This window comes from Mesorhizobium sp. WSM3626 (assembly GCF_000513935.1).
Taxonomy (GTDB): domain Bacteria; phylum Pseudomonadota; class Alphaproteobacteria; order Rhizobiales; family Rhizobiaceae; genus Mesorhizobium; species Mesorhizobium salmacidum.
Map to the genome: position 1 here is coordinate 18,931 of NZ_AZUY01000032.1, position 19,672 is coordinate 38,602.

Genomic DNA, 19,672 nt, shown 5'->3' on the forward strand with positions numbered 1-19,672 from the left:
TCAGGCACCTGCCTTCGCCAGGGCGTCTTGCGCCGAAAGGCCGTCATGGATGACGCTCCGAAAGGCAATCGCTGCCTTCTCCGGATCGCCATGCCCCCAGAGATTGCGGCCCACCACGGCACCGCGCGCGCCGGCACGGATGGCGTCCGCCGTCTGCTGAAGGGCGCCGAGCAGTGTATCGGTCTTCGGGCCACCCGCGATCACAACCGGCACCGGGCAGGTCCGAACGGTCTCTCGGAACGACTCGAAATCGCCCGTGTAGCCGATCTTGATCACGTCGACGCCGGACTCGTAGCCGATGCGCGCCGCATAGGCGATCTCGTCGGGGGTGAAGACGATTTTTGCGCCGTCGGTGAAATCGCGAGGGTAGATATGCGCGACTACCGGCATGCCGTATCGGGCCGCCGCATTCACCGAATCGGTCAGCCAGCGTATGTATTTGCCCTCGGTCGCGCCGCGTACCGGAATGGCCACGGCCAACGCATCGGCGCCAGCGCGCACCGCATCCTCGGGCGTTGCAATCAGCTCACTGATGCGATCGTCCGGGGTGAAGCAGCCGGCCTGGATCACCAGGGAAGCCTTGCCCGCGTATTGCGGCCACAGGTGGCGCGCGGTGCCAGGCTGGATGCTGACGTAGTCGGGTTTGCCCACCATGACGCGAGCAAGCGCGCCCGGCAGATCGGCAAGACCTCCTTTGCGCACGTCGCCATAGCCGACAAAGTGGTCGACCGCGCCGCCAAAAAGGTTTCCCGATGGATGCGAGAAGAGGCGCGCAAGGCGCACTTTGGTTCCTAGGCTCATGAGTGCAAAATGTCCCAATCGGTTGGTTTCAAAATCCTGAAACAGTGTTTGCGAAAGAAACGATAAATGCAATCTTTCGAAAGCTTTCGAATTTGCGTATTTTTGGTAAGATGAGCCGAGGCCAGGGCGGTTGCTCGGTGCATGGAGGCGAGGACAGGGCAATGTTGTCAGAGCAGAGACGCCAATCGATCCTGAGCGAGGTGCAACGCAGCGGACAGGTTCGCACAAAGGACTTGTCCGACGATTTTGGCGTGTCGGAAGTCACGGTGCGTTCCGACCTCGAGATACTGGACCACAAGGGACTACTGACCAAGACCCGTGGAGGGGCCGTGACCCGGACCACGGATTCGACCACAGCCGCGTTCGCCAGGCGGATGCAAACGAACCTCGATGCGAAGAAACGCATCGCCCGGGCAGCGGTAGAGCTGTTCGAGGACAACCAATCGGTCATCTTCGACGGCGGCTCGACATTGATGCAGGTTGCCATGCAGTTACCGCCGCTCAACAACGTCGTGGTCGCGGCCACGGCGATGAATATCGTGCAGCATCTGATGCATCGGCCCGGGCTCGACGTGCACATGATCGGTGGCCGGGTCTATCCAGACACGGTGAGCACGCTGATTACCGATGCCGACACGGCTCTCGGCGGCTTGGTGGCGCATCAGGTCTTTGTTGGCGCGCACGCGATCGACTCGTCACTGGATGTGGTCGACGTGAACGAAGACATGGCGCGAACGAAGCGAAACCTGGTGCGCATGGCCCGGCGCGTTGTCCTCCTTGCGGATTCGAGCAAATGGGGCGTCAGCGGGACCTCCAAGGCATTTTCGCTGTCGAGCGTCCATGTGGTGATCACCGACGATGCCCTGCCCGGTCCAATACGCGGCCAGCTGGATAAAATCGGGGCCAAGGTGATCTATGCCTGAACCCGTTGCGGTCTCCTGGCCGCAACCCAAAGACCCGTTGACCCACGGATTCGCATCGGCCGCCAGCCGTTTTTTCCTGTCTGTCATTTTCTCCTCTCAAGGCTGGCAGCCTCCCGATGTCGCCAGCCATTTCCGCATGTTCTATAAAAATTTTACGCGCGTCAATATTTAAAATGTTGTATAGCGATTTTGAAAGCGATCCGGCACCATTGCGACGGATCGGGTAGCGGGACCGTATTGGGAGGGTACGACAGAAAATGCAGGCAAAATCACAGGCCAAACTCGGCATCGGCGTCATCGGATGCGGCAACATCTCGATGACTTACCTGCGCAACGCCGCGCTTTTCGGCGGCATCGAATTGCGCGCCTGCGCCGATATTTCGGCCGAGATGGCGGCGTTACGGGCCAAGGAATACGGCATTCGGGCACTCGCCGTCGATGCGCTGCTGGCCGACCCCGAGATCGACCTCGTCCTCAACCTCACCATTCCGGCGGCGCATTTCGACATTTCGTTCTCCGCCCTTTCGGCGGGAAAGCATGTCTTCACCGAAAAGCCGCTGGCAATCTCGGCCAGCGACGGGCGCCGGCTGGTGACCGAGGCGGCCAAGCGAGGCCTGCTGCTCGGCTCGGCTCCCGATACCTTCCTTGGTGCGGCCGGACGCAAAGCGCGCCGCCTGATGGACGAAGGCGCCATCGGCCGCCCGGTCACCGGCACCGCCTTCATGATGGGACGCGGCATGGAACACTGGCATCCCAACCCGCAGTTCTACTATCAGCCTGGCGGCGGCCCCGTATTCGACATGGGACCCTACTATCTCACCATGCTGGTCAATCTGCTCGGGCCGGTCGCCCGCGTCATGGCGATGGCGACGAAGGGCCAGGAGGAACGGCTGATATCGGCCGAAGGGCCGTTCAAGAACACCAAATTCAAGGTCGGCACGCCGACCAATGTGCTGTCGCTGCTCGAATTTTGCTCCGGCGCGACCGTCACCTTCGGCGCATCATGGGACGTCTTCAGGCATTCCAACCATCCGATCGAACTGCACGGCACCGAGGGCTCACTGCGCCTGCCCGACCCGGACACGTTCGGCGGCACCGTGTCGCTGTCCGAACGCGGCGCTGAGTGGAAGGATTTCGCCAGCGAAGGCGAACTCTATGGTGCCCGCAACTGGCCTTACGCAGCGCCTGACCGCGCCAATTACCGCATGCTCGGCGTCGCCGATCTGGTACGCTCGCTGCAGACCGGTGCGACACCCCGCGCTTCCGGCAATCTGGCCCTGCATGTGCTCGAGATCATGGAAGCGACCCTGCATTCGGGCGAGACGAAAAGCTCGGTTGCGATCACAGGTGACGTCGTCCAGCCGGCCCTGCTCAGCGAAGACGAGGCACGCGGCCTGCTCGCCTGACCCGCAGCGGAGATGACGATGACACTCGATCCGGATGCATTGCGTGCCCTCGAAATCGGCCGTGCCGCCGGCGGCGAACCGTTCGAGAATGGCAGCGTGGCGGCGGCACGGGCCGCCTATATCGCTTCGTTCCCGACTCAGCAGGGCGAGCACGAGGCGGTCGCGGCTACCGGACAGCAGCAGATCGACGGGCCGAACGGCCCGGTCACGATCCGCATCCATCGCGGTATCGGCGCGCCGCAGACCGGGGCGCGCGCCGTGCTGTATCTGCATGGCGGCGGCTGGGTGATCGGCAATCTCGATTCGCATGACGAGATGTGCCGCTGGCTGGCCAATCTCGGCAACGCCGTCGTCGTCTGCCCCGATTACCGGCTGGCGCCTGAGCACAAGTTTCCCGCCGGGCTGGAGGATTGCGCGGCGGCGCTCCGCTTCATGGCCGGGAACGCTGGCGAACTCGGCATCGACCCAGCCCACATTGCCGTTGCCGGCGACAGCGCCGGCGGAAACCTTGCCGCCGTGCTGGCGTTGCTTGCCCGCGACGGGCTGGCGCCGCCGCTTGCCGCCCAGATCCTGATCTATCCCAACACCGATGCCCGCCAGGCGGCGGACAGCTACCGGCGTTTCGGTGACGGCTTCGGGCTCACCGCCGCCACCATGGCCTGGTTCCGCGACCACTATGTGCGAACGCCGGACGACATCGCGGATTGGCGCGTATCGCCGCTGCTGGCCTCCAGCGTTGCCGGCGCACCGCCGGCCTTCGTTGTAATCGCCGGCCACGACATCCTTGCCGACGAAGGCACGGCCTTTGCCGAGCGCCTGCGCACCGACGGAGTGCCGCTGATGCTGCGACACTGGCCGGGTCAGATCCATGGCTTCGTCTCGATGGGCCGGTATATACTGGCCGCGCGGCAAGCGGTGAGCGAGGCGGCGGCCTGGCTTCAGCGGCAGACGGGTGTTCAGGCCGACTGACGCATCACCAGGGTCGCGCCAAGCTTGACATTGCGCGCCAGATCCTGGCTTGGCGGGTCAGCCTCGTCCAGAAGCGCCAGCAGGATCTCGACGCTGCGGCCAGCCATGGCGGCGAAGTCCTGCGCCATGGTGGTCAGCGCGGGACAGGTGTAGCGGCTCAGCGGATGATCGTCATGAGCGGCGACACGGAAATCGCAATCGGCGCGGCGGCCGATCTTCAGCCCGCGCGAGAAGGCAGCCGACATCACGCCGAAGGCGAGACGGTCATTGGCGCAGAGCAGCGTGCGGGCCGGCAGGCCGCCGTTCCCGAGCGTCCTGTCCATCCATTCGTGACCGATGCGCTCGAAGTCCCAGCTATAGTCGCCCGCCGCCTTGAGAACGGTGGGCTCCAGGCCGGCGGCGTGCATCGTGTCGATATAGCTCTGCAGCCGTTCGCTCGAATTGTGGTTGACGTGCGGGATGTCGACATAGACCGGCGGTTCGCCGGACCGGCAGAGATAATCCACGATCGTCGAGGTGCTCTGGTGGTTGTCATTGCCGACGAACGGCGTGTCGCCTTCGATATAGGTGTCGAAATAGACGATCGGGATGTCCTCGCTCATCCGCTCGAAGACGCCGGGCTCGGAGACCAATCCCAAGGGCGCGACGATGGCGCCGGCGACCTTCAGCGACATCAGCGTCCTGACCGATTCGGCCTCCAGCTTCGGCGAACCGTGCGAGGAGATGACGATCGGCCAAAACCCTTCGTCGCGGCAGCGCAGTTCGATGCGGCTGACCATCTCCGCGTAGAACGGATCTGTGATCGCCGGCACGACGATGCCGACATTGCGGGTGCGCTTGCGATTGAGATTGCGGGCAAAAACATTCGGCTGGTAGTCGGACGAACGAAGCGCCGCCTCGATGCGCGCTCGTGTCGCCGGCTTCACGCTGGCCGGATCGTCAAAGTACTTCGACAGGGTCGGCCGGGACACGCCGGACGCCCTGGCGAAATCATCCATTGTCCGGTGCGTCTTTTCCGCCATCGATATTTCAGGCTCCTTGCCCTCAATGCCAGCCTTCGCGCACCGGCCAGAATCAGTCTTGCGACCATTGCGCTGAGGCAGCATTGCTTGACCGAACTTATTCAGTCAAATTTCCATGTTTCCACTACAACGCAAAAGCATTGCGCACGTCAAATTATTAATTGACGCTTTAAAAATGGCAACTTAGGTTTTGAACCCGCACGGACATGCGGATGGCGCACGGCAACGGACGCCGTCGGTCCGGCAGATGGTGAGGACATGAAGAAACTGGTTTGCGCCGGCGAGATCCTGGTCGAGATCATGGCCGAGCGGATCGGCCAGAGTTTTCGCGCTCCCGGCCCGCTGGTCGGTCCGTTTCCGTCAGGCGCTCCCGCCATCTTCATCGATCAGGCGGCGCGGCTCGGCCAGCCGGCCGGGCTGATCGCGGCGGTGGGCGACGACGATTTTGGCCATTTGAACATCGAGCGCCTGCGCGCCGACGGTGCCGACATCTCAGCCATCACCGTCCATCAGGGTGCTGCGACCGGAACCGCCTTCGTCACCTATGAGACCGATGGCAGCCGGCACTTCGTCTACAACATCAAGCAGAGCGCCGCCGGCCTGATCGAGATGGGCGCGGAAGCGCGCGCGCTGCTGGCCGGCGCCGACCATTTTCACGTCATGGGCACATCGCTGTTCTCGCCCGAGGTGATCGAGGTTGCCCGCAACGGGATCGAAGCCGTCAAGACGCGCGGCGGCACGGTCTCCTTCGACCCCAACATCCGCAAGGAGATGCTCGATCTGCCGGGCATGCGCGACGCCTTGCATTTCGTGCTGTCGAAGACCGATGTGTTCCTGCCGAGCGGGCCGGAACTCTTCACTTTCGCCGTGGCAAGCGACGAGGAGAGCGCGGCGCGCGAAATGCTGGACCGCGGCATCTCCGCCGTGGTCGTCAAGAAGGGCGCGCAAGGCGCGGTCCATTACGACCGGTCAGGACGCATCGCTTCACCCGGATTCGTTGTCGACGAAATCGACCCGACCGGCGCCGGAGACTGTTTTGCGGCAGCCTTCGTCTCCTTCTGGCTGCGTGGAGAGGGACCCAAGAGAGCGCTCGAGATCGCCAATGGCTGCGGCGCACTGGCGGTGACGAAGAAGGGACCGATGGAGGGCATCGCCTCGCTGGCCGAGGTCGAGGCGTTCATCGCGACCAGCAGGACCGGAGCACCGGCATGAGCCAGGCGACCGACAGGCTGGCCGCCATAGCGACGCGCCGTGCGGCCGGCGAACGCTGTGGCATCGCCTCGATCTGCTCGGCCCATCCGCTGGTCATCGAAGCGGCGCTGCGCCACGGCAAGGCGCGCGGCGCCGACGTCCTGATCGAGGCCACATGCAACCAGGTGAACCACGAAGGCGGCTATACCGGCATGACACCAGGCGATTTCCGCCGCTTCGTCGAGACGATCGCCGGCAAGGCCGGCTTTCCCCTGGACAGGCTGGTGCTCGGCGGCGATCATCTCGGCCCCAATCCCTGGAAGCACCTGCCGGCACTTGTGGCCATGGAGAAGGCATCGCGCATGGTGGATGCCTATGCCGAGGCCGGCTTCACCAAGATCCACCTCGACGCCAGCATGGGCTGCGCCGGCGAAGGCGCGTCACCGCCAGACGCGACAATCGCCGCGCGCGCCGCCGAACTGGCCGAGGTGGCGGAGGCCGCGATTGAACGAACAGGCGGCGCCAGGCCTGTCTATGTCATCGGCACTGAAGTGCCGGTGCCGGGCGGTGCCCTGGAAGCGATGGACCATCTGGCGGTGACGACACCGGAGGCGGCCCGCGAGACGGTGCGCATCCACCGCGATGCCTTCAGCCAGCGCGGCCTCGACCAGGCCTTCTCGCGGGCGATCGGCGTCGTCGTGCAGCCGGGCGTCGAATTCGGTAATGCCGAGGTGATCGCCTACCGGCCGGAACGCGCCCGGGCGCTCGTCGGCACGCTGCGAGACCTGCCGCAATTCGTCTTCGAGGCCCACTCGACAGACTACCAGCCGGTCGCCGCGCTGAGCGCTTTGGTCGATGACGGTTTTGCCATACTCAAGGTTGGGCCATGGCTGACCTTCGCGCTGCGCGAAGCGCTCTACGGATTGAGCCACATCGCCGACATTCTTGCTCCCGACCCGGCTCGGGAAAGCCTGCCGGCGGCGATGGAGCGCGTCATGCTGGCGGCGCCCGGCAACTGGAAGAATTACCATCACGGCTCCGAGGCCGAGCAACGGATCGAGCGACATTTCTCCTACAGCGACCGTATCCGCTACTACTGGCCCGCGCAGGCGGCGCGGCAGGCCGTGAACGCGCTGATACAGGCGCTGGGCGAGCGCGACATACCCTCCCCCCTGATCAGCCAGTATCTCGGCCGCCTCGACAATGCGGTGGCGAGCGGGTCGGTCGCGCCAAAGGCCAGGGAACTCCTCATCGCAGGCGTGACGGATGTTCTCGACATCTATGCCAGAGCAACTGGCTGATCGACCCTGACCACGCCTCGGCGCAGCACCTGGAAAAACCAATGACGTGCGGCGCCAGCTTTTCCGGCGTGTCGGTGTAGTGCCGGACGGCAGTCCACCGGGAAAGCGCCGGCAACGCCTTCCCGGCCGCAACCTTATTCGCCACGCATCGTCGCCTGGAAGGTCGGCAGGTGTTTCTTCTGCGCTTCCAGCATGCGTTCGCGGTAGACACCGTAGATGACGTCGGTATCATGCAACGTCACGCCGGCGATCGTCGGCGAGGCGAAGACCGGCAGTTCGATGCCGCGCTTGGCGAGTTGCTCGGCCGTGCGGGCGATCAACTCATGCGCCAGGATCATGGCGAGCACCGTCGATGAGCCCGACACCGGACGGCTCCAACCTTCGACCGGTACGATGGCGTCCTCGATCGGCGAGCAGGTGTCGATGACGAGATCCGCCGCGTCGGCCAGCCGCTTGCCGGAGGAATGCGTCGCCGGCTTGTCGAGATTGTTCTTGCTGGTCACCGCGACGACGAAGATACCGCGCTTCCTGGCATAGAGAGCGGTGTCGATGCCGGACGAATTGCGGCCGCTGTGGCCGAAGATGATGATCGAATCGCCCTTGTTGAGCGGCTGGTGGTCGAGGAATTTCTCGGCATACTTTTCAGTTCGCTCCAGCCACAGAAGCTCGCGCACCCCGCCGGCGCCGAGCACGTTGTGCCACATAACGCGCGGGTCGGTCAGCGGATTGAAGCCGACATAGCTGCCGTAGCGCGGGAACACTTCCTGCACAGGCAGCACCGAATGGCCCGAACCGTAGAGATGGACCAGCCCGCCGCCTTCCAACGAATCGGCAAAGCGGCTGGCGGCCTGGCCGAAGGCCTCTTCATTGGATTTCGCTGCCTTGTCGATGAGAGCGGCGAGACGGTGGATGTAGAGATCGGACACGTGGGTACTCCTGTTTAGGTGTCTGCTTGGGAGGGTGGATCAGCTTCGCGGATTGGACGGGACGCGCCCGGCGCGCAGCGTCGAGCGGATTTCGTAGCGGTCGCCGCGCATGATGGAGACGGTGAATTCGAACGGGCCGCGCTCGTCGGTGGTGATGCGCTCGACGATGAAGGCGGGGCTGCCGGCGGGCAGGTCGAGCAGTTCGGCATCCGCCGCCCCAACCGCGCCGACGCGGTAATTTTCCCGCGCGGCCACCGGCACAATGCCGTAGTGACGCTCCAGCGCCTCGTAGAGCGAACCCTGCAGCAGGCCGGCGTCGAGGAAGCCCGGCACGCGCGCGGCCGAAAGCTGCGCCGTCTGGATGCCGATCGGCTCGTTGTTGCCCAACCTGAGACGCCGGATGCGCACCACCGGATCGCCCTCCTCGATCTCCAGCGCGCCGGCGGCAGCCGCATTGGCTGATGTCAGTCCGCAGTCAAGCAGGCGCGAGCCGGCGACCACACCCATATTGCCCATTTCCTGGGTGAAGCTGGTCAGCTCGCGCGTGCCGGCCACCAGCGTGGTGGAGCGCACGAAGGTGCCGCGGCCATGCTCGCGCCGTAACAGTCCGCCTTCCTCCAGATTGCGCAGGGCGTGGCGCAAAGTGATGCGGCTGACACCGAACAGGGCACACAGCCGGTCTTCGGCCGGGATCTGGTCGCCGGTCGCCCATTCGCCGCTCTTGACGATGGCGCGGATCGCCTCCTCGACCTGATACCAGAGCGGCTCCGGCCGTCTGCGGTCCGGCTGCTGAAAACTCGCTTGGCTCATCGCACCTGTCTCCACTCTTTCCCCGCGCGACCAGCCAATGCCGCGCCGATAAGGCCGGCGCCCGGGCCGAACCGGCCGGACCGAACCTCGATGCCACGCAGATGCGACGGCAACTGGCGCCGCAGCGCGGCAAGCAGCGGTGGTCGGATCACGTCCAGCGCCTCGGCCAGTCCTCCCGAAATCAGAACCGCCTGCGGATCGAGCAGCGCCACGGCGCCGGCAAGCGCGGTGCCGAGCCGCCGCGCTGGCACTTCCAGCAAGGTCTGCGCGGCGAGTTCCCCGCCTTGGGCGGCGGCGATCAGCTGGCGGCCATCGGCGAGGCCAATCTGGGCGGCAAGCGCATCGAGTGCCCGGCCCGAGGCGACGCGCTCCAGCCAGCCACTGCGCTCCTCGCCATGATCCTTGATGTCGGCGCAGGCCCAGCCGAACGAACACGCGCCGCCATGCGCGCCGGCAACGATGCGGCCGTTGGCCAGCACCGCCGAGCCGATGCCGGTGCCGATGGCGAGCAGGATCGCATCCGACATGCCCTTGGCCGCGCCCTCGACGACTTCCGCCAGCAGCGCGATCTGCGCGTCATTGCCGAGCGCCACGGGCAGGCCTGGAAACAAGGCCTGGATGTCGACGCCGTCGAGAAACGGCAGGTTCGGGATCCAGCGGCAGACGGCACCTTCGACAAGCCCAGGCACCGCGATGCCGAACGCCTCGATCGCCCCAGCCTCGGCGCGCAGGGCCCGGACGCGGGCGACGAACGCATCGAGACTGACCGGCGCCGGCTCGCGGCTCGGCATGTCCAGCGCACCTATGTCGCCGGTGAAGACGGCGGCGCGCAGATTGGTGCCGCCGAGATCGATGGCCAGAACCCGCGTCATCGGCCAGGCCCTTTGCCGAACGGCGGCGCGAACAGGCCGCTGCCGGCATTCCACGAATGCGACGCCGCCGCGAAGCCTTGTGCGTAACGCGTACCGCGCAGGCAGCCGCGCAGCCGGTAGAGCGCGCTGTAGTAATCGACATAGGGAAAGCTGCTGAGGCCCCGCGCCAGCTCGTATTCCTCGACCGCCTCGCTCCAGGCCTCGAAGCCATCGCTGACATCGACGAGATGCTCGGGCCGAAAACCGTCATCGTCCTCCCAGTTCTCGCCGAACAGGAGCAGTTGCGGCGTGTGCGCCGCGTGGTCGCTGGCAACGGTCGGCAGGGCGGCGTAGAAGATGCCGGTCTGCGTCAGATGCGCGGCGGCGCGATGGTCCTTGTGCCAGCTGCCGTGCCAATGGGTAATGACGATCTCTGGTTTGAGTTCGCGAATGATGTCGCATACCTCGAGCGCCGTCTCGTCGTCCGACGGCAGGAAGGCGTCGCGCAGGCCGAGGCTGCGTACCTTGACTCCGAGCCGCTCCGCCGCCCTGCCCGCTTCCTCTTCCTTCTGCACGCAATAGTGTGCGGGGATGAGACAGGGATGCCCCTGCTCGCCCATGGTCAGGTGCAGGAAGGTCACCGTGGCACCGCGCTTGACGGCGGCGGCGGCCAGCGGCCCGGCGATCACCTCGGCATCGAAGGCGTGCGCGCCGACAACCAGGATGGAGCTTGCGGCGTAAATCCTGTCCTCGATCATTTCATGCCTCCCCCGGCACCGACGCCTTCGCGAATCTGGCGGGCAAGCAGACAATACATGATCAGGATGGGCGCCATGGAGATCGCCAGCGAGGCGAACACCAGGCCCCAGTCGGTGCGGAACTGGCCGACGAAGACGCTGATCGCCAGCGGCACAGTCTTGTAGCGGTCGTCGAAAATGAAGATCAGCGGGAAGAAGAAGTCGTTCCACACGGCGATCGCCGTGAAGATGGCGACGATCGAGACCGCCGGCTTCACCATCGGCAGGATGATCTGAAACAGAATGCGAACCTCGCCGGCGCCGTCCATGCGCGCCGCCTCGTCGAGTTCGGAGGGCAGCACGCGCATGAAATTGGCGAAGATGAAGACGGCGAAGGGAATGCGGATCGCCGAATAGACGAGGATTAGGCCCGTCAGGGAGTCCAACAGGCCGAGGTTGCGCATCAAGGTGAACAGCTCGACAGAGGCCAATCTGATCGGCAGCATGATGCCCGACAGGAACAGGCCGAGCATGATGGCGTTCCAGCCGAGCTTGTAGCGGCTGAGCGGATAGGCAGCCATCGCCGAGACGACGATGGTGAGAATGACCGCGCCGGCGGTGACGATCAGGCTGTTGATGAAATTGTGGCCGAGATCGGCGCGCGTCCACGCCCGGACGAAATTGTCGAAAGCCCAACTTTGCGGCAGGCCGAGCCGGTTGTCGTAGATTTCGGCCGTGGTCTTGAAGCAGGAGACGACGAGAATGTAGAGCGGCAGCAGAACCGCCGCTGTCCAAACGGCCAGCACGGTCCAGCCCGGCAGCCGCGCCAGTCTTGGCGGAAACGTCCTGTATGGGATCGCCGGCGCGCTCATAACTGCACCGTGCGGCGATCGAAGAAGCGCAGCATCAGCAGCGTGCCGATGCTGAGGATCAGGAACAGCACGGTGCCCAAGGCCAGCGCCAGACCGATATCAGTGATACCGACAGCGCCCTCGGCGCCGAAGGCCAGCCGGTAGAAATAGGTCACCAGCGTGTCGGTCGAATAGCTCGGATTGCCCTGCACGCCTTGCATCACATAGACGATGTCGAACTGGTTGAAGGTGTTGATGAACGACAGCGTCGTCAGCGTGCCGAGCGCCGGCATCAAAAGCGGCAGCGCGACGGAAAACAGCATGCGCGCATTGCCGGCGCCGTCGAGCTTCGCCGCCTCGAAGATCTGGCCGGAAATCTGCCGCAGGCCCGCCGTGTAGATCAGCACCGGCAGGCCCATCCAGTTCCAGGCGTCGACGGCGATCAGCACTCCAAGCGCGGTGTGGCTGTTGCCGAGCACGGTGAGGCTGCCCTGATGGAGGCCGAGCCCGTTCAGCGCCCATTCGACGACGCCGCCCGGCGCCAGAAGCAGGCGCCACAGCGCCCCGACGATGACGGGGCTCAGAACCGCCGGAAAGAAAAACACCGACTGGAAGAAGGCCGCTCGCCTGTCGCGCAGGAACAGCAGCCAGGCGAACAAAAGGCCGATGCCATTCTGGAAGAGCATGATGCCGAAAAACCAGGCGGTGTTGTGCCACAGCGCGCCATAGAGCCGCGCACCGCTGGGAAAGACAAACAGGCGCGAAAAATTCGACAGGCCGGCGAATTCGACCATGCGCAGGCCCTTCCAGATGAAGAAGCTGCCCCACAGCGACATCGCCAGCGGATAGAGGACGAAGAGCGTGTAGACGGCCAGCGCCGGCAGGATGAAAAGCACGGCCATGCGCTGCTGCGTGCGTTTCAGGCTGCTTGGGCGGTGAAAATTGGTCATGCGTTGTTCTGTCCGGCGAGAGGCCGGCCGCGATGCGACCGGCCTGGCTCCTCACTGCTTCGGCTTGAACCAGGTGGCGACGGCGGCCTGCATATCGGCGGCCAGCTTCTCCGGCGCGATGTTGCCCTCGACCATGTCGATGATCTCCGACTGCAACACAGAGGACGCCGTCGGCGATTGCCAGCGGAAGCCGACCAGCGTCAGATAGGGCGTCGAGTTCTTCGACATTTCCATCATCTGCGCCAGCACCGGATCCTTCACGGTGACGTCGGTGCGGGCCGGCGGCCAACCGAGCTCATCGGCGAACATCTGCGCGAATTCGGCCGAAGCCATGAAGCCCAGCACCTTGGTCGCGGCCTCCTTGTTTTGACTCTCGGAGACGAGACCATAGGAGCCGTCCGAGAAGGCCGACGTGTAGAGCTTTGCCCCGGCATCGTCGGCTGGGAAAGGGAAGATCGAGAATTTCAGCTTCGGGTTCTGCGCCTTGAAGCTGCCGTTCTCAAAGGACCCACCGAGGAACATCGCCGCCTTGCCGCCGATGAACTGCTGCGTGGCCGTGGTGTAGTCGATGCCGGCGAAGCCGTCCGGGAAATAGGGCTTCAGCTCGGCGAAGCGCTTCAGCGCCGCGACATAGCGCGGATCGTCGAAGGTCGCCTTGCCGGTCATCATCTCGTCGTAGAAATCAGGGCCGTAGACGGTCGGGCCAATGACGCCGACGCCGATCTCCAGCTCCCAAGCGGAGCCATTGGCGCCGCCGGTTGCGATCGGGGTAATGCCGGCCGCCTTCAGCTTGCCGCAGGCGGCGACGAAATCCTTATAGGTCTTGGGGATCTCGATGCCTTGCGCGGCAAAGATATCCTGATTGTAGAACACGCCCATCATCGGCACCGAATAAGGCACGCCGTAGAGCTTGCCGTCGGCGCGGCCGCGCGCGCCGCCAAGGGCGGCATCCGGCATGTTCTTCAATTCCGGCACGCTGTCGTCGAGCGCGTCGAGATAGCCGGCATCGACGAAGGGCTGCAACTCGCCATAGGCCTTCAGCTGGGCGATATCGGGCCCGCGACCACCGCGCAGCGCGGTGCTCAGCCGGTTCTGGTAATCGGCGTCCGGCGTGAACTGAATGTCGACCTTGATGCCGGGGTTCTTGGCCTCGAAGGCATCGAAAATGCGATGCATCGCGGCCTCGTCCTCGGTGCGCCAACTCCACAGGGTCACCGTGCTGTCGGCCCACGCCGGCGGGGTGATGAAGGTACCCCAGCAAGCGGCGGCAAGGCCGCCGATCAGCCCAAGCGCGGCGCGCCGGTGAATTGAAAGCATGCTCATTGCCAGTTCTCCCGTTTTTCCCTGTCCTTGGCGTCTGGCGGCGCTTCGATGCCGCAAGAGAGTCATTCGCTGGGCCCATGTCATTATAACGACATAGCATTGGTAGCAAGAGGTGTCATTTTCCCTTCAGGGCAGAACCGTCGAGTTTCCGATCCAGAAAATCTTCTCAACCTGCTGTTTTTGAAAGGTAAAGTTAATATCAAAGAGCACAAGAAGACCCCGCGTCGATTCTGCAAGCGGCTTTTCGCAAACAGGGCCTTGCGCCCCTGCTTCATGTTGTCATAACGTCATCGTGATCGCTATGCTCAAATGGAGGATGAGGATGTCGTTTGCCTGGACGTCGAAACTGGCGCTGGCCGCGGGCCTTGCCATCCTGCCGGCCAGCGGCTGGGCGCAATCGGTCACCATTTCCTACCTGACGCACTGGTCGCCCGAGACGGTGGCGCTGCTGGAGGCGGCGGCCAAGGACTATGCCAAGACCAATCCGGATGTCAGCGTCACCGTGCGCGCCGTTCCGTTTGGCGATCTCCTGACCACGCTTCGCTCCCAAGGCGGTAGCGCGGACGGCCCGACGATCGGCGGTATCTACGATCTCTGGCTGCCGGAACTCGCCCGCGACAAGCTCGTCGCGCCCGCCCCTGACGCGGTGGCGAGCGAAGTCAAGGGCGCCTGGCCGGTGGGCGTCGTCAGTGCCGCTTCGGTCGGCGGCAAGCTCTACGGAATTCCCAATGAAATCGACGTCTATGCGCTGAACTACAACAAGGCGCTGTTCAAGCAGGCGGGCATCGCCGCTCCACCAAAGACCTGGGACGAGTTCAAGGATGCGGCGAAAAAGCTGACCAACAAGGATGCCGGCCAGCAGGGCTTCGGCATGATCAATTCATGGGCGGCCGGCGTCGTCCATCCCTTCGCCTCGCTGCTGGTTTCCAATGGCGGCGAGCTGGTCAAGGACGGCAAGCCGGTGCTGGACAGCAAGCAGGCAGGCGAGACGTTCCAGCTTTATGAAGACCTCGTCAAGTCCGGCGCCAGCGTGCCGGCGATGGCGACGGCCGACGCCAACACCACCGGGCCATTCCTCGACAATTTCGTCTCCGGCAAGACCGGCATGATCATCATGGCCAACTGGTGGGAGAGCGCGCTGAAGACCGGGATGGGCGACAAGTTCACCGACATCGCCACCGCACCTATCCCGGTCGGCCCGAGCGGCGACAAGCCACATTCGATCTCCTATTCCTGGATGACCGTGGTCAACGCCAATGCGGGCCAGGCCGAGCAGAAGGCGGCATGGGAATTCCTCGCCTGGCTCAACAATCCGAAATCCGGCAGGAGCGGCGCTTCGGCGATGTCCGATATCTTGATGTCGATGGGCATCCTGCCGTCGCGCACCTCCGACATCGAAGCGCACAAGGACAAGCTCGGCTCGGAATTCCTGTCCGGCTATGTCAGTGTGCTCGCCGATGCAAAACCCTTCCCGGTGGTGCCGGGCGGACAGGAATTCTCGGAATCCCTACAGCAGACGATCGAGGCGTTACAGTATGGCCAGGTCTCGGCCAAGGATGCGCAGGCGACGGCGCAGGCCGACGCTACTTCGATCCTGGAACGCGCCGCCAAGTAGTAATCAGAGCCAAGTAACGATCAGACCATAATGATCCAGAGGTACCGTGCCTCGGCGGGCATCATGCTTACGCCCGCCGCGACGCTGATCGGCATCTTCATCCTGTTGCCGATGCTGCTCACCGTCTGGCTGTCCTTCCAGGACTGGTCGACGCAGACGCCATTTTCCAGCGCGAGCTTCATCGGCCTCGACAATTTCCGCGAGATCTTCGGGCCGACCTCGGTCGGACGCGACTTCAAGGGCGCGCTGACCAACACCGCGATCTATACCGCACTGTCCGTCGTCCTGATCCTGCCGCTCTCTGTGACCTTCGGCCTGATGGTCTACCAGCACGATGTCGCCGGCGGCACGGCGCTGCGGACCGTGCTGTTCTCCACCTATATGGTGCCGATGATCGCGGTGGCGCTGGTCTGGTCGAAGCTCTATTCGCCGAGCGAAGGACCGCTCAACCAGATGCTTGGCCTGGTCGGTGTCGGACCGCAGCCCTTCTTGTCGTCGCCGCGTTCGGCGCTGATCTCGATCGTCTTCCTCAACGTCTGGCAGCAGGTCGGTTATTTCACCGTGCTGGCGATCGCCGGTCTGACGCAGATCCCAGGCAGCCTCTATGAGGCGGCGAAGCTCGACGGCGCCAACCGCTTCGAACAATTCCGCTTCATCACCTTGCCGCTGATGCGGCGCACGCTTCTGTTCAGCGCCGTCATCGCCATCATCAACGCTGTGCAGGTGTTCGAGCCTGTGGCCCTGATCACGCAGGGCGGGCCAGTCGGCTCGACCAATGTCTTGACCTATCACATCCGCCGCGTCGGTATCGAACGCGCGCAGGGCGGGCTGGGCTCGGCCATGGCCGTCATGCTGATGCTGTCGCTGATCGTCGTCGTCTGCGCACTCTTCGCACTCGCCAACCGGAAGGATCAGGAATGAGCGCGGGATCGTCGAGCTGGTTTGCGCGCAGACGCCCCTCCGGCCGCAAGGCGCTGCTGGCGACACTGATGCTGCTCGTCGCCGTCGCATCCGCCTTCCCGTTGGTGTGGATGGTGCTGTCCAGCCTGAAAACCCCGGCCGAAAGCATGCAGGTGCCGCCGGTCTGGATCCCGCATACGCCGAGCCTCGATGCCTATGAAAAGGTTTCCGGCGTGGTCAATGTCGGTCGCTCGATGTGGAACTCCCTGGTCATCGCGTTGATCACCACGGCCGGCATCCTGGTCACCAGCATGATGGCCGGCTACGCCTTCGCCAAATACCACTTCCCCGGCCGCTCGCTTTTGTTTTCGGTGCTGATCGCCACAATGTTCCTGCCGCCGATCGTGACGCTGATCCCGCTCTACCGCCTCGTCGGCTCGATCGGCCTCAATGCCAGCCTCGCCGGCATCATCGTGCCCAACCTCGCCAACGCCTTCGGCATCTTCCTGATGCGCCAGTTCATTGCAGGCGTGCCCGACGATCTGATCGACGCCGCGCGCATGGACGGCGCCTCGGAGCTGCTGATCCTGTTCAAGATCGTCGCGCCGAGCGTGGCGCCGGCGATCGCGGCACTGGCACTCTTCGCCTTCGTCTATCACTGGAACAGCTATCTGTGGCCGCTGACCGTGCTGCAGGGCAATGCCGACGCCTATCCGATCGTCATCAGCCTCAGCCGGCTGTTGAGCTACAACCGCGGCGCTGTCAACACCGGGCTGGTGATGGCCGGCGCGACGCTGGCCGTGCTGCCGCCGCTCATCCTGTTCGTCTTCCTGCAGCGCTTCTTCGTCGATTCCATCGTCGGCTCGGCCATCAAGGGTTAGCTAAAGCATTATCCCGAAAAGTGAATACCGGTTTTCGGATAAGATCATGCTCAAACAGAGATCGAGCCCCATCCCCGATCCATCGGGATAGAACGGGCCCTAACAGGGCGGGCCGACATAGTTTCCCGCCAACGTGATGATCGAACGCTCGCGCTGTCGATTGGGGCTTTTGGAGACATCATCCATGAGCGGGCTTTCCCTCGGGAAGCGAGGCGACAAAGTCGCGGATCAAGGCGGTGAGTGCTTCAGGTTGTTCGACGCAAGGAATATGTCCGGCGTCGCGGATGATCTCGAAACGCGCGCCGGGGATCAGGCCGGCCAGCGAGCGGACAAGATCGGGAGGCGTCGAGCCATCCTGGTCGCCGACGATGCAGAGCGTCGGCACGGCGATGCGGCGTGCCGCGTCGGTGAAGTCGGCATCGCGGACCGCCATGCAGGTTCCGATATAACCGGGCAGTGCCTGTCTGATCAGCATGTTGCGGCAGCCGGCAAGATCGGCGGCGCGCGCGGCATGGAAATCCGGCGTGAACCACACTTTCATCACACCATCGGCGATCGCCTCGATGCCGTCGCGCTCGATGGTCGCAATGCGGCTGTTCCAGCTCTCGGCAGTGCCGATCTTGTGGGCCGTATCGCTGAGGACCAGGGCGTGGACGATCTCGGGCCGGCGGGCGTAGAGGCGTTGCGCGACCATGCCGCCAACCGACAGGCCGACCAGGACAACCCCGTTGAAACCGAAATGGTCGATGAGGGCGCTCAGATCGTCGGAATGGTCGTCAATCGAGCGTACGCCGGTGCCATTGTCGGAAAGCCCGTGACCTCGCTTGTCATAGACGAGCAGAGGCATCTCGCCGGCCAGAAGCGCAACGACCTCGTCCCAGATGCGGAAGTCGGTGCCGAGCGAATTGATGAAGACCAGCGGTGGCGTCCTGCCGTTCGCCTCGACATACCGGTGATGCAGCGTGACGCCGCCAAGGGTGACGAATGGCACGATTTCGATCCTCCATTTCCACATTGCACAAGGCATTTGGTTCGGCAAAATGATATTTTGCACCAACGGCATGACCGCGCCGGCCACCGAGATCGAGACGGTTTCGGAATCATTCGGCCGCGCCTTCATGCGGCAGAGCCATGCGGTGTGATCATTTCAGCCGGCGAGGTCGCCAACGAGGTCGCGAGCGGCGGTCGGAGATGAAGCACAGATGCCATTTGGCGGCATCAAGGGCTCCGGCGTCGTCTTGCGGCTGACAAGGAAGATCAAACCGCCAATGACGGCGTGAAGCGAACGCTGGCGGACCGCCTTTGGCCGGACGCCAGCACGATGCAGCCGGTGCTGACATCCTCGTGATCCATCCGGTTAAAGGCATCGGTGATGTTGCTGACCGGCTCGGCGCAAAAGAACGGCTCGCCGGGCGGGGTGTAGAGGACGAGGAAATCGAGCGGCGCCTCCGCCTCGATATCCAGCTGCCGTCCACGTTCGGGCCAGGAAATCCGGGCGTGGCGCGCCCACCCGGTGAAGACCGTGTCGAAGTCCACTTCCGATACGTCAAAGCCGATGGATGGATCGGCGCCTGCAGGCGGCGGGACATGCCGGATGGGCAGGACCTCCGTATCGGTTTCCCACATGCCTGATACCCGGGCCTGGACATGCGTCCACGGTGTCGCCGGAAAGTAGGGATGGAGGCCGAAGCCGACCGGCATCGGCGCGTCCGACAGGTTGCGCACCGCAATGGTCATGCAAAGCCTGCCGCCTGCCAGAGAGATCTTCTGCTCGGCTTCATAGCTCCATGGCCAGGAATCGGCGGCGTGGCGATAGCGCAGGACGACCATGCTCGCTTCATGGCTCACGACCGTCCACGGGTGACGCCAGCCATGGCCGTGCTCATGATGTGGATCGTCCGGATCCGTCGGGAGTCGAATGGGGCGCCCCGCGAATTCGAAGCGGCCACCCCTGATCCGGTTGGAATAGGGCACAAGCGGAAAGCAAGCCATGGCGCCGGCATCGCGACGGCCGATCGCCGCTGGATCGGCCGGGCGTAGCCAATCCACGGCTGAACCATTTTGCCACCACCGATACGACGCCAGCGCTCCGCCGGCTGCCGAAGCAATTTCGACCGTCGCGATGCCGTCAGTGATCGAGACCAGCTCCGTGCGTTGCGCGGCAACGGCTGCGGATTTCTTTGTCATCGGTACTCCCCAATCCCTTGACTCCAAC

The 19,672-nt window shown here is 64.1% G+C and carries 19 protein-coding genes; 8 read left to right on the forward strand and 11 right to left on the reverse strand.

Going from position 1 to position 19,672, the window contains the following annotated elements; all coding sequences use genetic code 11:
* A complete protein-coding gene (locus tag M653_RS0120735; RefSeq protein WP_027145058.1) occupies positions 1 to 801 on the reverse strand; it encodes a class I fructose-bisphosphate aldolase in 801 nt (266 codons plus the stop codon).
* Positions 802 to 962: 161 nt separating this feature from the next.
* Here M653_RS0120735 and M653_RS0120740 point away from each other — a divergent pair, with 161 nt between their 5' ends.
* From M653_RS0120740 to M653_RS0120755, 3 genes are all read left to right on the forward strand, one after another.
* The gene (locus tag M653_RS0120740; RefSeq protein ID WP_027145059.1) at positions 963 to 1,724 is read left to right on the forward strand and encodes a DeoR/GlpR family DNA-binding transcription regulator; all 762 of its coding nucleotides are present in this window, start codon (positions 963 to 965) and stop codon (positions 1,722 to 1,724) included.
* Between the two features lie 257 nt (positions 1,725 to 1,981).
* Positions 1,982 to 3,130, forward strand: a complete 1,149-nt coding sequence (locus M653_RS0120750) for a Gfo/Idh/MocA family oxidoreductase (protein WP_027145061.1) — start codon at positions 1,982 to 1,984, stop codon at positions 3,128 to 3,130.
* An 18-nt stretch (positions 3,131 to 3,148) separates the two neighbouring features.
* Entirely contained in the window at positions 3,149 to 4,099 is a 951-nt protein-coding gene (locus M653_RS0120755; RefSeq protein WP_027145062.1) for an alpha/beta hydrolase, read from the forward strand.
* On the opposite strand, the gene M653_RS0120760 is transcribed toward M653_RS0120755, so the two are convergent.
* Positions 4,087 to 5,121: a LacI family DNA-binding transcriptional regulator gene (locus M653_RS0120760; RefSeq protein WP_027145063.1), complete on the reverse strand. Its 1,035-nt coding sequence runs from the start codon at positions 5,119 to 5,121 to the stop codon at positions 4,087 to 4,089. The genes M653_RS0120755 and M653_RS0120760 overlap by 13 nt on opposite strands.
* Positions 5,122 to 5,379: 258 nt before the next feature.
* Here M653_RS0120760 and M653_RS0120765 point away from each other — a divergent pair, with 258 nt between their 5' ends.
* Together M653_RS0120765 and M653_RS0120770 are read left to right on the forward strand one after the other, a co-directional pair.
* Positions 5,380 to 6,333: a sugar kinase gene (locus M653_RS0120765; protein WP_027145064.1), complete on the forward strand. Its 954-nt coding sequence runs from the start codon at positions 5,380 to 5,382 to the stop codon at positions 6,331 to 6,333.
* Positions 6,330 to 7,613 (forward strand): D-tagatose-bisphosphate aldolase, class II, non-catalytic subunit, encoded by a 1,284-nt coding sequence (locus M653_RS0120770; protein ID WP_027145065.1) that lies wholly within the window; start codon positions 6,330 to 6,332, stop codon positions 7,611 to 7,613. The genes M653_RS0120765 and M653_RS0120770 overlap by 4 nt, the downstream gene beginning before the upstream one ends.
* Before the next feature lie 134 nt (positions 7,614 to 7,747).
* Here the strand turns inward: M653_RS0120770 and M653_RS0120775 are convergent, their stop codons facing one another.
* Genes M653_RS0120775 through M653_RS0120805 form a run of 7 tightly spaced genes read right to left on the reverse strand, consistent with a single transcriptional unit; the run spans position 7,748 to position 14,061 of the window.
* Positions 7,748 to 8,539 carry an SIS domain-containing protein gene (locus tag M653_RS0120775; protein ID WP_027145066.1) on the reverse strand — a complete coding sequence of 264 codons (792 nt, stop codon included), beginning with the start codon at positions 8,537 to 8,539 and terminating at the stop codon, positions 7,748 to 7,750.
* Positions 8,540 to 8,578: 39 nt separating this feature from the next.
* Positions 8,579 to 9,349 (reverse strand): GntR family transcriptional regulator, encoded by a 771-nt coding sequence (locus M653_RS0120780; protein WP_032935721.1) that lies wholly within the window; start codon positions 9,347 to 9,349, stop codon positions 8,579 to 8,581.
* Positions 9,346 to 10,221, reverse strand: coding sequence for an ROK family protein (locus M653_RS0120785; protein WP_027145068.1), 876 nt, complete (start codon positions 10,219 to 10,221; stop codon positions 9,346 to 9,348). Before M653_RS0120785 ends, M653_RS0120780 begins: the two co-directional genes overlap by 4 nt.
* Positions 10,218 to 10,958 (reverse strand): PIG-L family deacetylase, encoded by a 741-nt coding sequence (locus M653_RS0120790; RefSeq protein WP_027145069.1) that lies wholly within the window; start codon positions 10,956 to 10,958, stop codon positions 10,218 to 10,220. The genes M653_RS0120785 and M653_RS0120790 overlap by 4 nt, the downstream gene beginning before the upstream one ends.
* On the reverse strand, positions 10,955 to 11,809 hold the full coding sequence (locus M653_RS0120795; protein ID WP_027145070.1) for a carbohydrate ABC transporter permease: 855 nt from the start codon (positions 11,807 to 11,809) through the stop codon (positions 10,955 to 10,957). The genes M653_RS0120790 and M653_RS0120795 overlap by 4 nt, the downstream gene beginning before the upstream one ends.
* On the reverse strand, positions 11,806 to 12,738 hold the full coding sequence (locus M653_RS0120800; RefSeq protein WP_027145071.1) for a sugar ABC transporter permease: 933 nt from the start codon (positions 12,736 to 12,738) through the stop codon (positions 11,806 to 11,808). Before M653_RS0120800 ends, M653_RS0120795 begins: the two co-directional genes overlap by 4 nt.
* A gap of 51 nt (positions 12,739 to 12,789) precedes the next feature.
* The gene (locus M653_RS0120805) at positions 12,790 to 14,061 is read right to left on the reverse strand and encodes an extracellular solute-binding protein (protein ID WP_027145072.1); all 1,272 of its coding nucleotides are present in this window, start codon (positions 14,059 to 14,061) and stop codon (positions 12,790 to 12,792) included.
* Between the two features lie 322 nt (positions 14,062 to 14,383).
* On the opposite strand from M653_RS0120805, the gene M653_RS0120810 reads away from it, so the two are divergent.
* From M653_RS0120810 to M653_RS0120820, 3 genes are read left to right on the forward strand one after another with little or no spacing between them, the layout of a single operon-like run.
* A complete protein-coding gene (locus M653_RS0120810) occupies positions 14,384 to 15,676 on the forward strand; it encodes an extracellular solute-binding protein (protein WP_027145073.1) in 1,293 nt (430 codons plus the stop codon).
* A gap of 30 nt (positions 15,677 to 15,706) precedes the next feature.
* Positions 15,707 to 16,597 carry a sugar ABC transporter permease gene (locus M653_RS0120815; RefSeq protein ID WP_027145074.1) on the forward strand — a complete coding sequence of 297 codons (891 nt, stop codon included), beginning with the start codon at positions 15,707 to 15,709 and terminating at the stop codon, positions 16,595 to 16,597.
* Positions 16,594 to 17,457: a carbohydrate ABC transporter permease gene (locus tag M653_RS0120820; protein WP_027145075.1), complete on the forward strand. Its 864-nt coding sequence runs from the start codon at positions 16,594 to 16,596 to the stop codon at positions 17,455 to 17,457. The genes M653_RS0120815 and M653_RS0120820 overlap by 4 nt, the downstream gene beginning before the upstream one ends.
* Before the next feature lie 178 nt (positions 17,458 to 17,635).
* Here M653_RS0120820 and pcaD read toward each other — a convergent pair whose 3' ends face one another.
* Positions 17,636 to 18,448, reverse strand: a complete 813-nt coding sequence (gene pcaD / locus M653_RS0120825) for a 3-oxoadipate enol-lactonase (RefSeq protein WP_027145076.1) — start codon at positions 18,446 to 18,448, stop codon at positions 17,636 to 17,638.
* A 266-nt stretch (positions 18,449 to 18,714) separates the two neighbouring features.
* Complete coding sequence (locus tag M653_RS0120840) at positions 18,715 to 19,644, reverse strand: aldose 1-epimerase (protein ID WP_027145077.1); 930 nt, start codon at positions 19,642 to 19,644, stop codon at positions 18,715 to 18,717.
* Positions 19,645 to 19,672 lie beyond the last annotated feature (28 nt).

What these genes read in the sequence shown, in the direction of transcription:
- M653_RS0120770 (WP_027145065.1), top strand. Translation starts at nt 6,330, where the DNA reads ATGAGCCAGGCGACCGACAGGCTGGCCGCCATAGCGACGCGCCGTGCG.
- M653_RS0120815 (WP_027145074.1), top strand. Translation starts at nt 15,707, where the DNA reads ATGATCCAGAGGTACCGTGCCTCGGCGGGCATCATGCTTACGCCCGCC.
- M653_RS0120790 (WP_027145069.1), bottom strand. Translation starts at nt 10,958, where the DNA reads ATGATCGAGGACAGGATTTACGCCGCAAGCTCCATCCTGGTTGTCGGC.
- M653_RS0120740 (WP_027145059.1), top strand. Translation starts at nt 963, where the DNA reads ATGTTGTCAGAGCAGAGACGCCAATCGATCCTGAGCGAGGTGCAACGC.
- M653_RS0120780 (WP_032935721.1), bottom strand. Translation starts at nt 9,349, where the DNA reads ATGAGCCAAGCGAGTTTTCAGCAGCCGGACCGCAGACGGCCGGAGCCG.
- M653_RS0120800 (WP_027145071.1), bottom strand. Translation starts at nt 12,738, where the DNA reads ATGACCAATTTTCACCGCCCAAGCAGCCTGAAACGCACGCAGCAGCGC.
- M653_RS0120840 (WP_027145077.1), bottom strand. Translation starts at nt 19,644, where the DNA reads ATGACAAAGAAATCCGCAGCCGTTGCCGCGCAACGCACGGAGCTGGTC.
- M653_RS0120810 (WP_027145073.1), top strand. Translation starts at nt 14,384, where the DNA reads ATGTCGTTTGCCTGGACGTCGAAACTGGCGCTGGCCGCGGGCCTTGCC.
- M653_RS0120750 (WP_027145061.1), top strand. Translation starts at nt 1,982, where the DNA reads ATGCAGGCAAAATCACAGGCCAAACTCGGCATCGGCGTCATCGGATGC.
- M653_RS0120765 (WP_027145064.1), top strand. Translation starts at nt 5,380, where the DNA reads ATGAAGAAACTGGTTTGCGCCGGCGAGATCCTGGTCGAGATCATGGCC.
- M653_RS0120755 (WP_027145062.1), top strand. Translation starts at nt 3,149, where the DNA reads ATGACACTCGATCCGGATGCATTGCGTGCCCTCGAAATCGGCCGTGCC.
- M653_RS0120735 (WP_027145058.1), bottom strand. Translation starts at nt 801, where the DNA reads ATGAGCCTAGGAACCAAAGTGCGCCTTGCGCGCCTCTTCTCGCATCCA.
- M653_RS0120795 (WP_027145070.1), bottom strand. Translation starts at nt 11,809, where the DNA reads ATGAGCGCGCCGGCGATCCCATACAGGACGTTTCCGCCAAGACTGGCG.
- M653_RS0120760 (WP_027145063.1), bottom strand. Translation starts at nt 5,121, where the DNA reads ATGGCGGAAAAGACGCACCGGACAATGGATGATTTCGCCAGGGCGTCC.
- M653_RS0120820 (WP_027145075.1), top strand. Translation starts at nt 16,594, where the DNA reads ATGAGCGCGGGATCGTCGAGCTGGTTTGCGCGCAGACGCCCCTCCGGC.
- M653_RS0120785 (WP_027145068.1), bottom strand. Translation starts at nt 10,221, where the DNA reads ATGACGCGGGTTCTGGCCATCGATCTCGGCGGCACCAATCTGCGCGCC.
- M653_RS0120805 (WP_027145072.1), bottom strand. Translation starts at nt 14,061, where the DNA reads ATGAGCATGCTTTCAATTCACCGGCGCGCCGCGCTTGGGCTGATCGGC.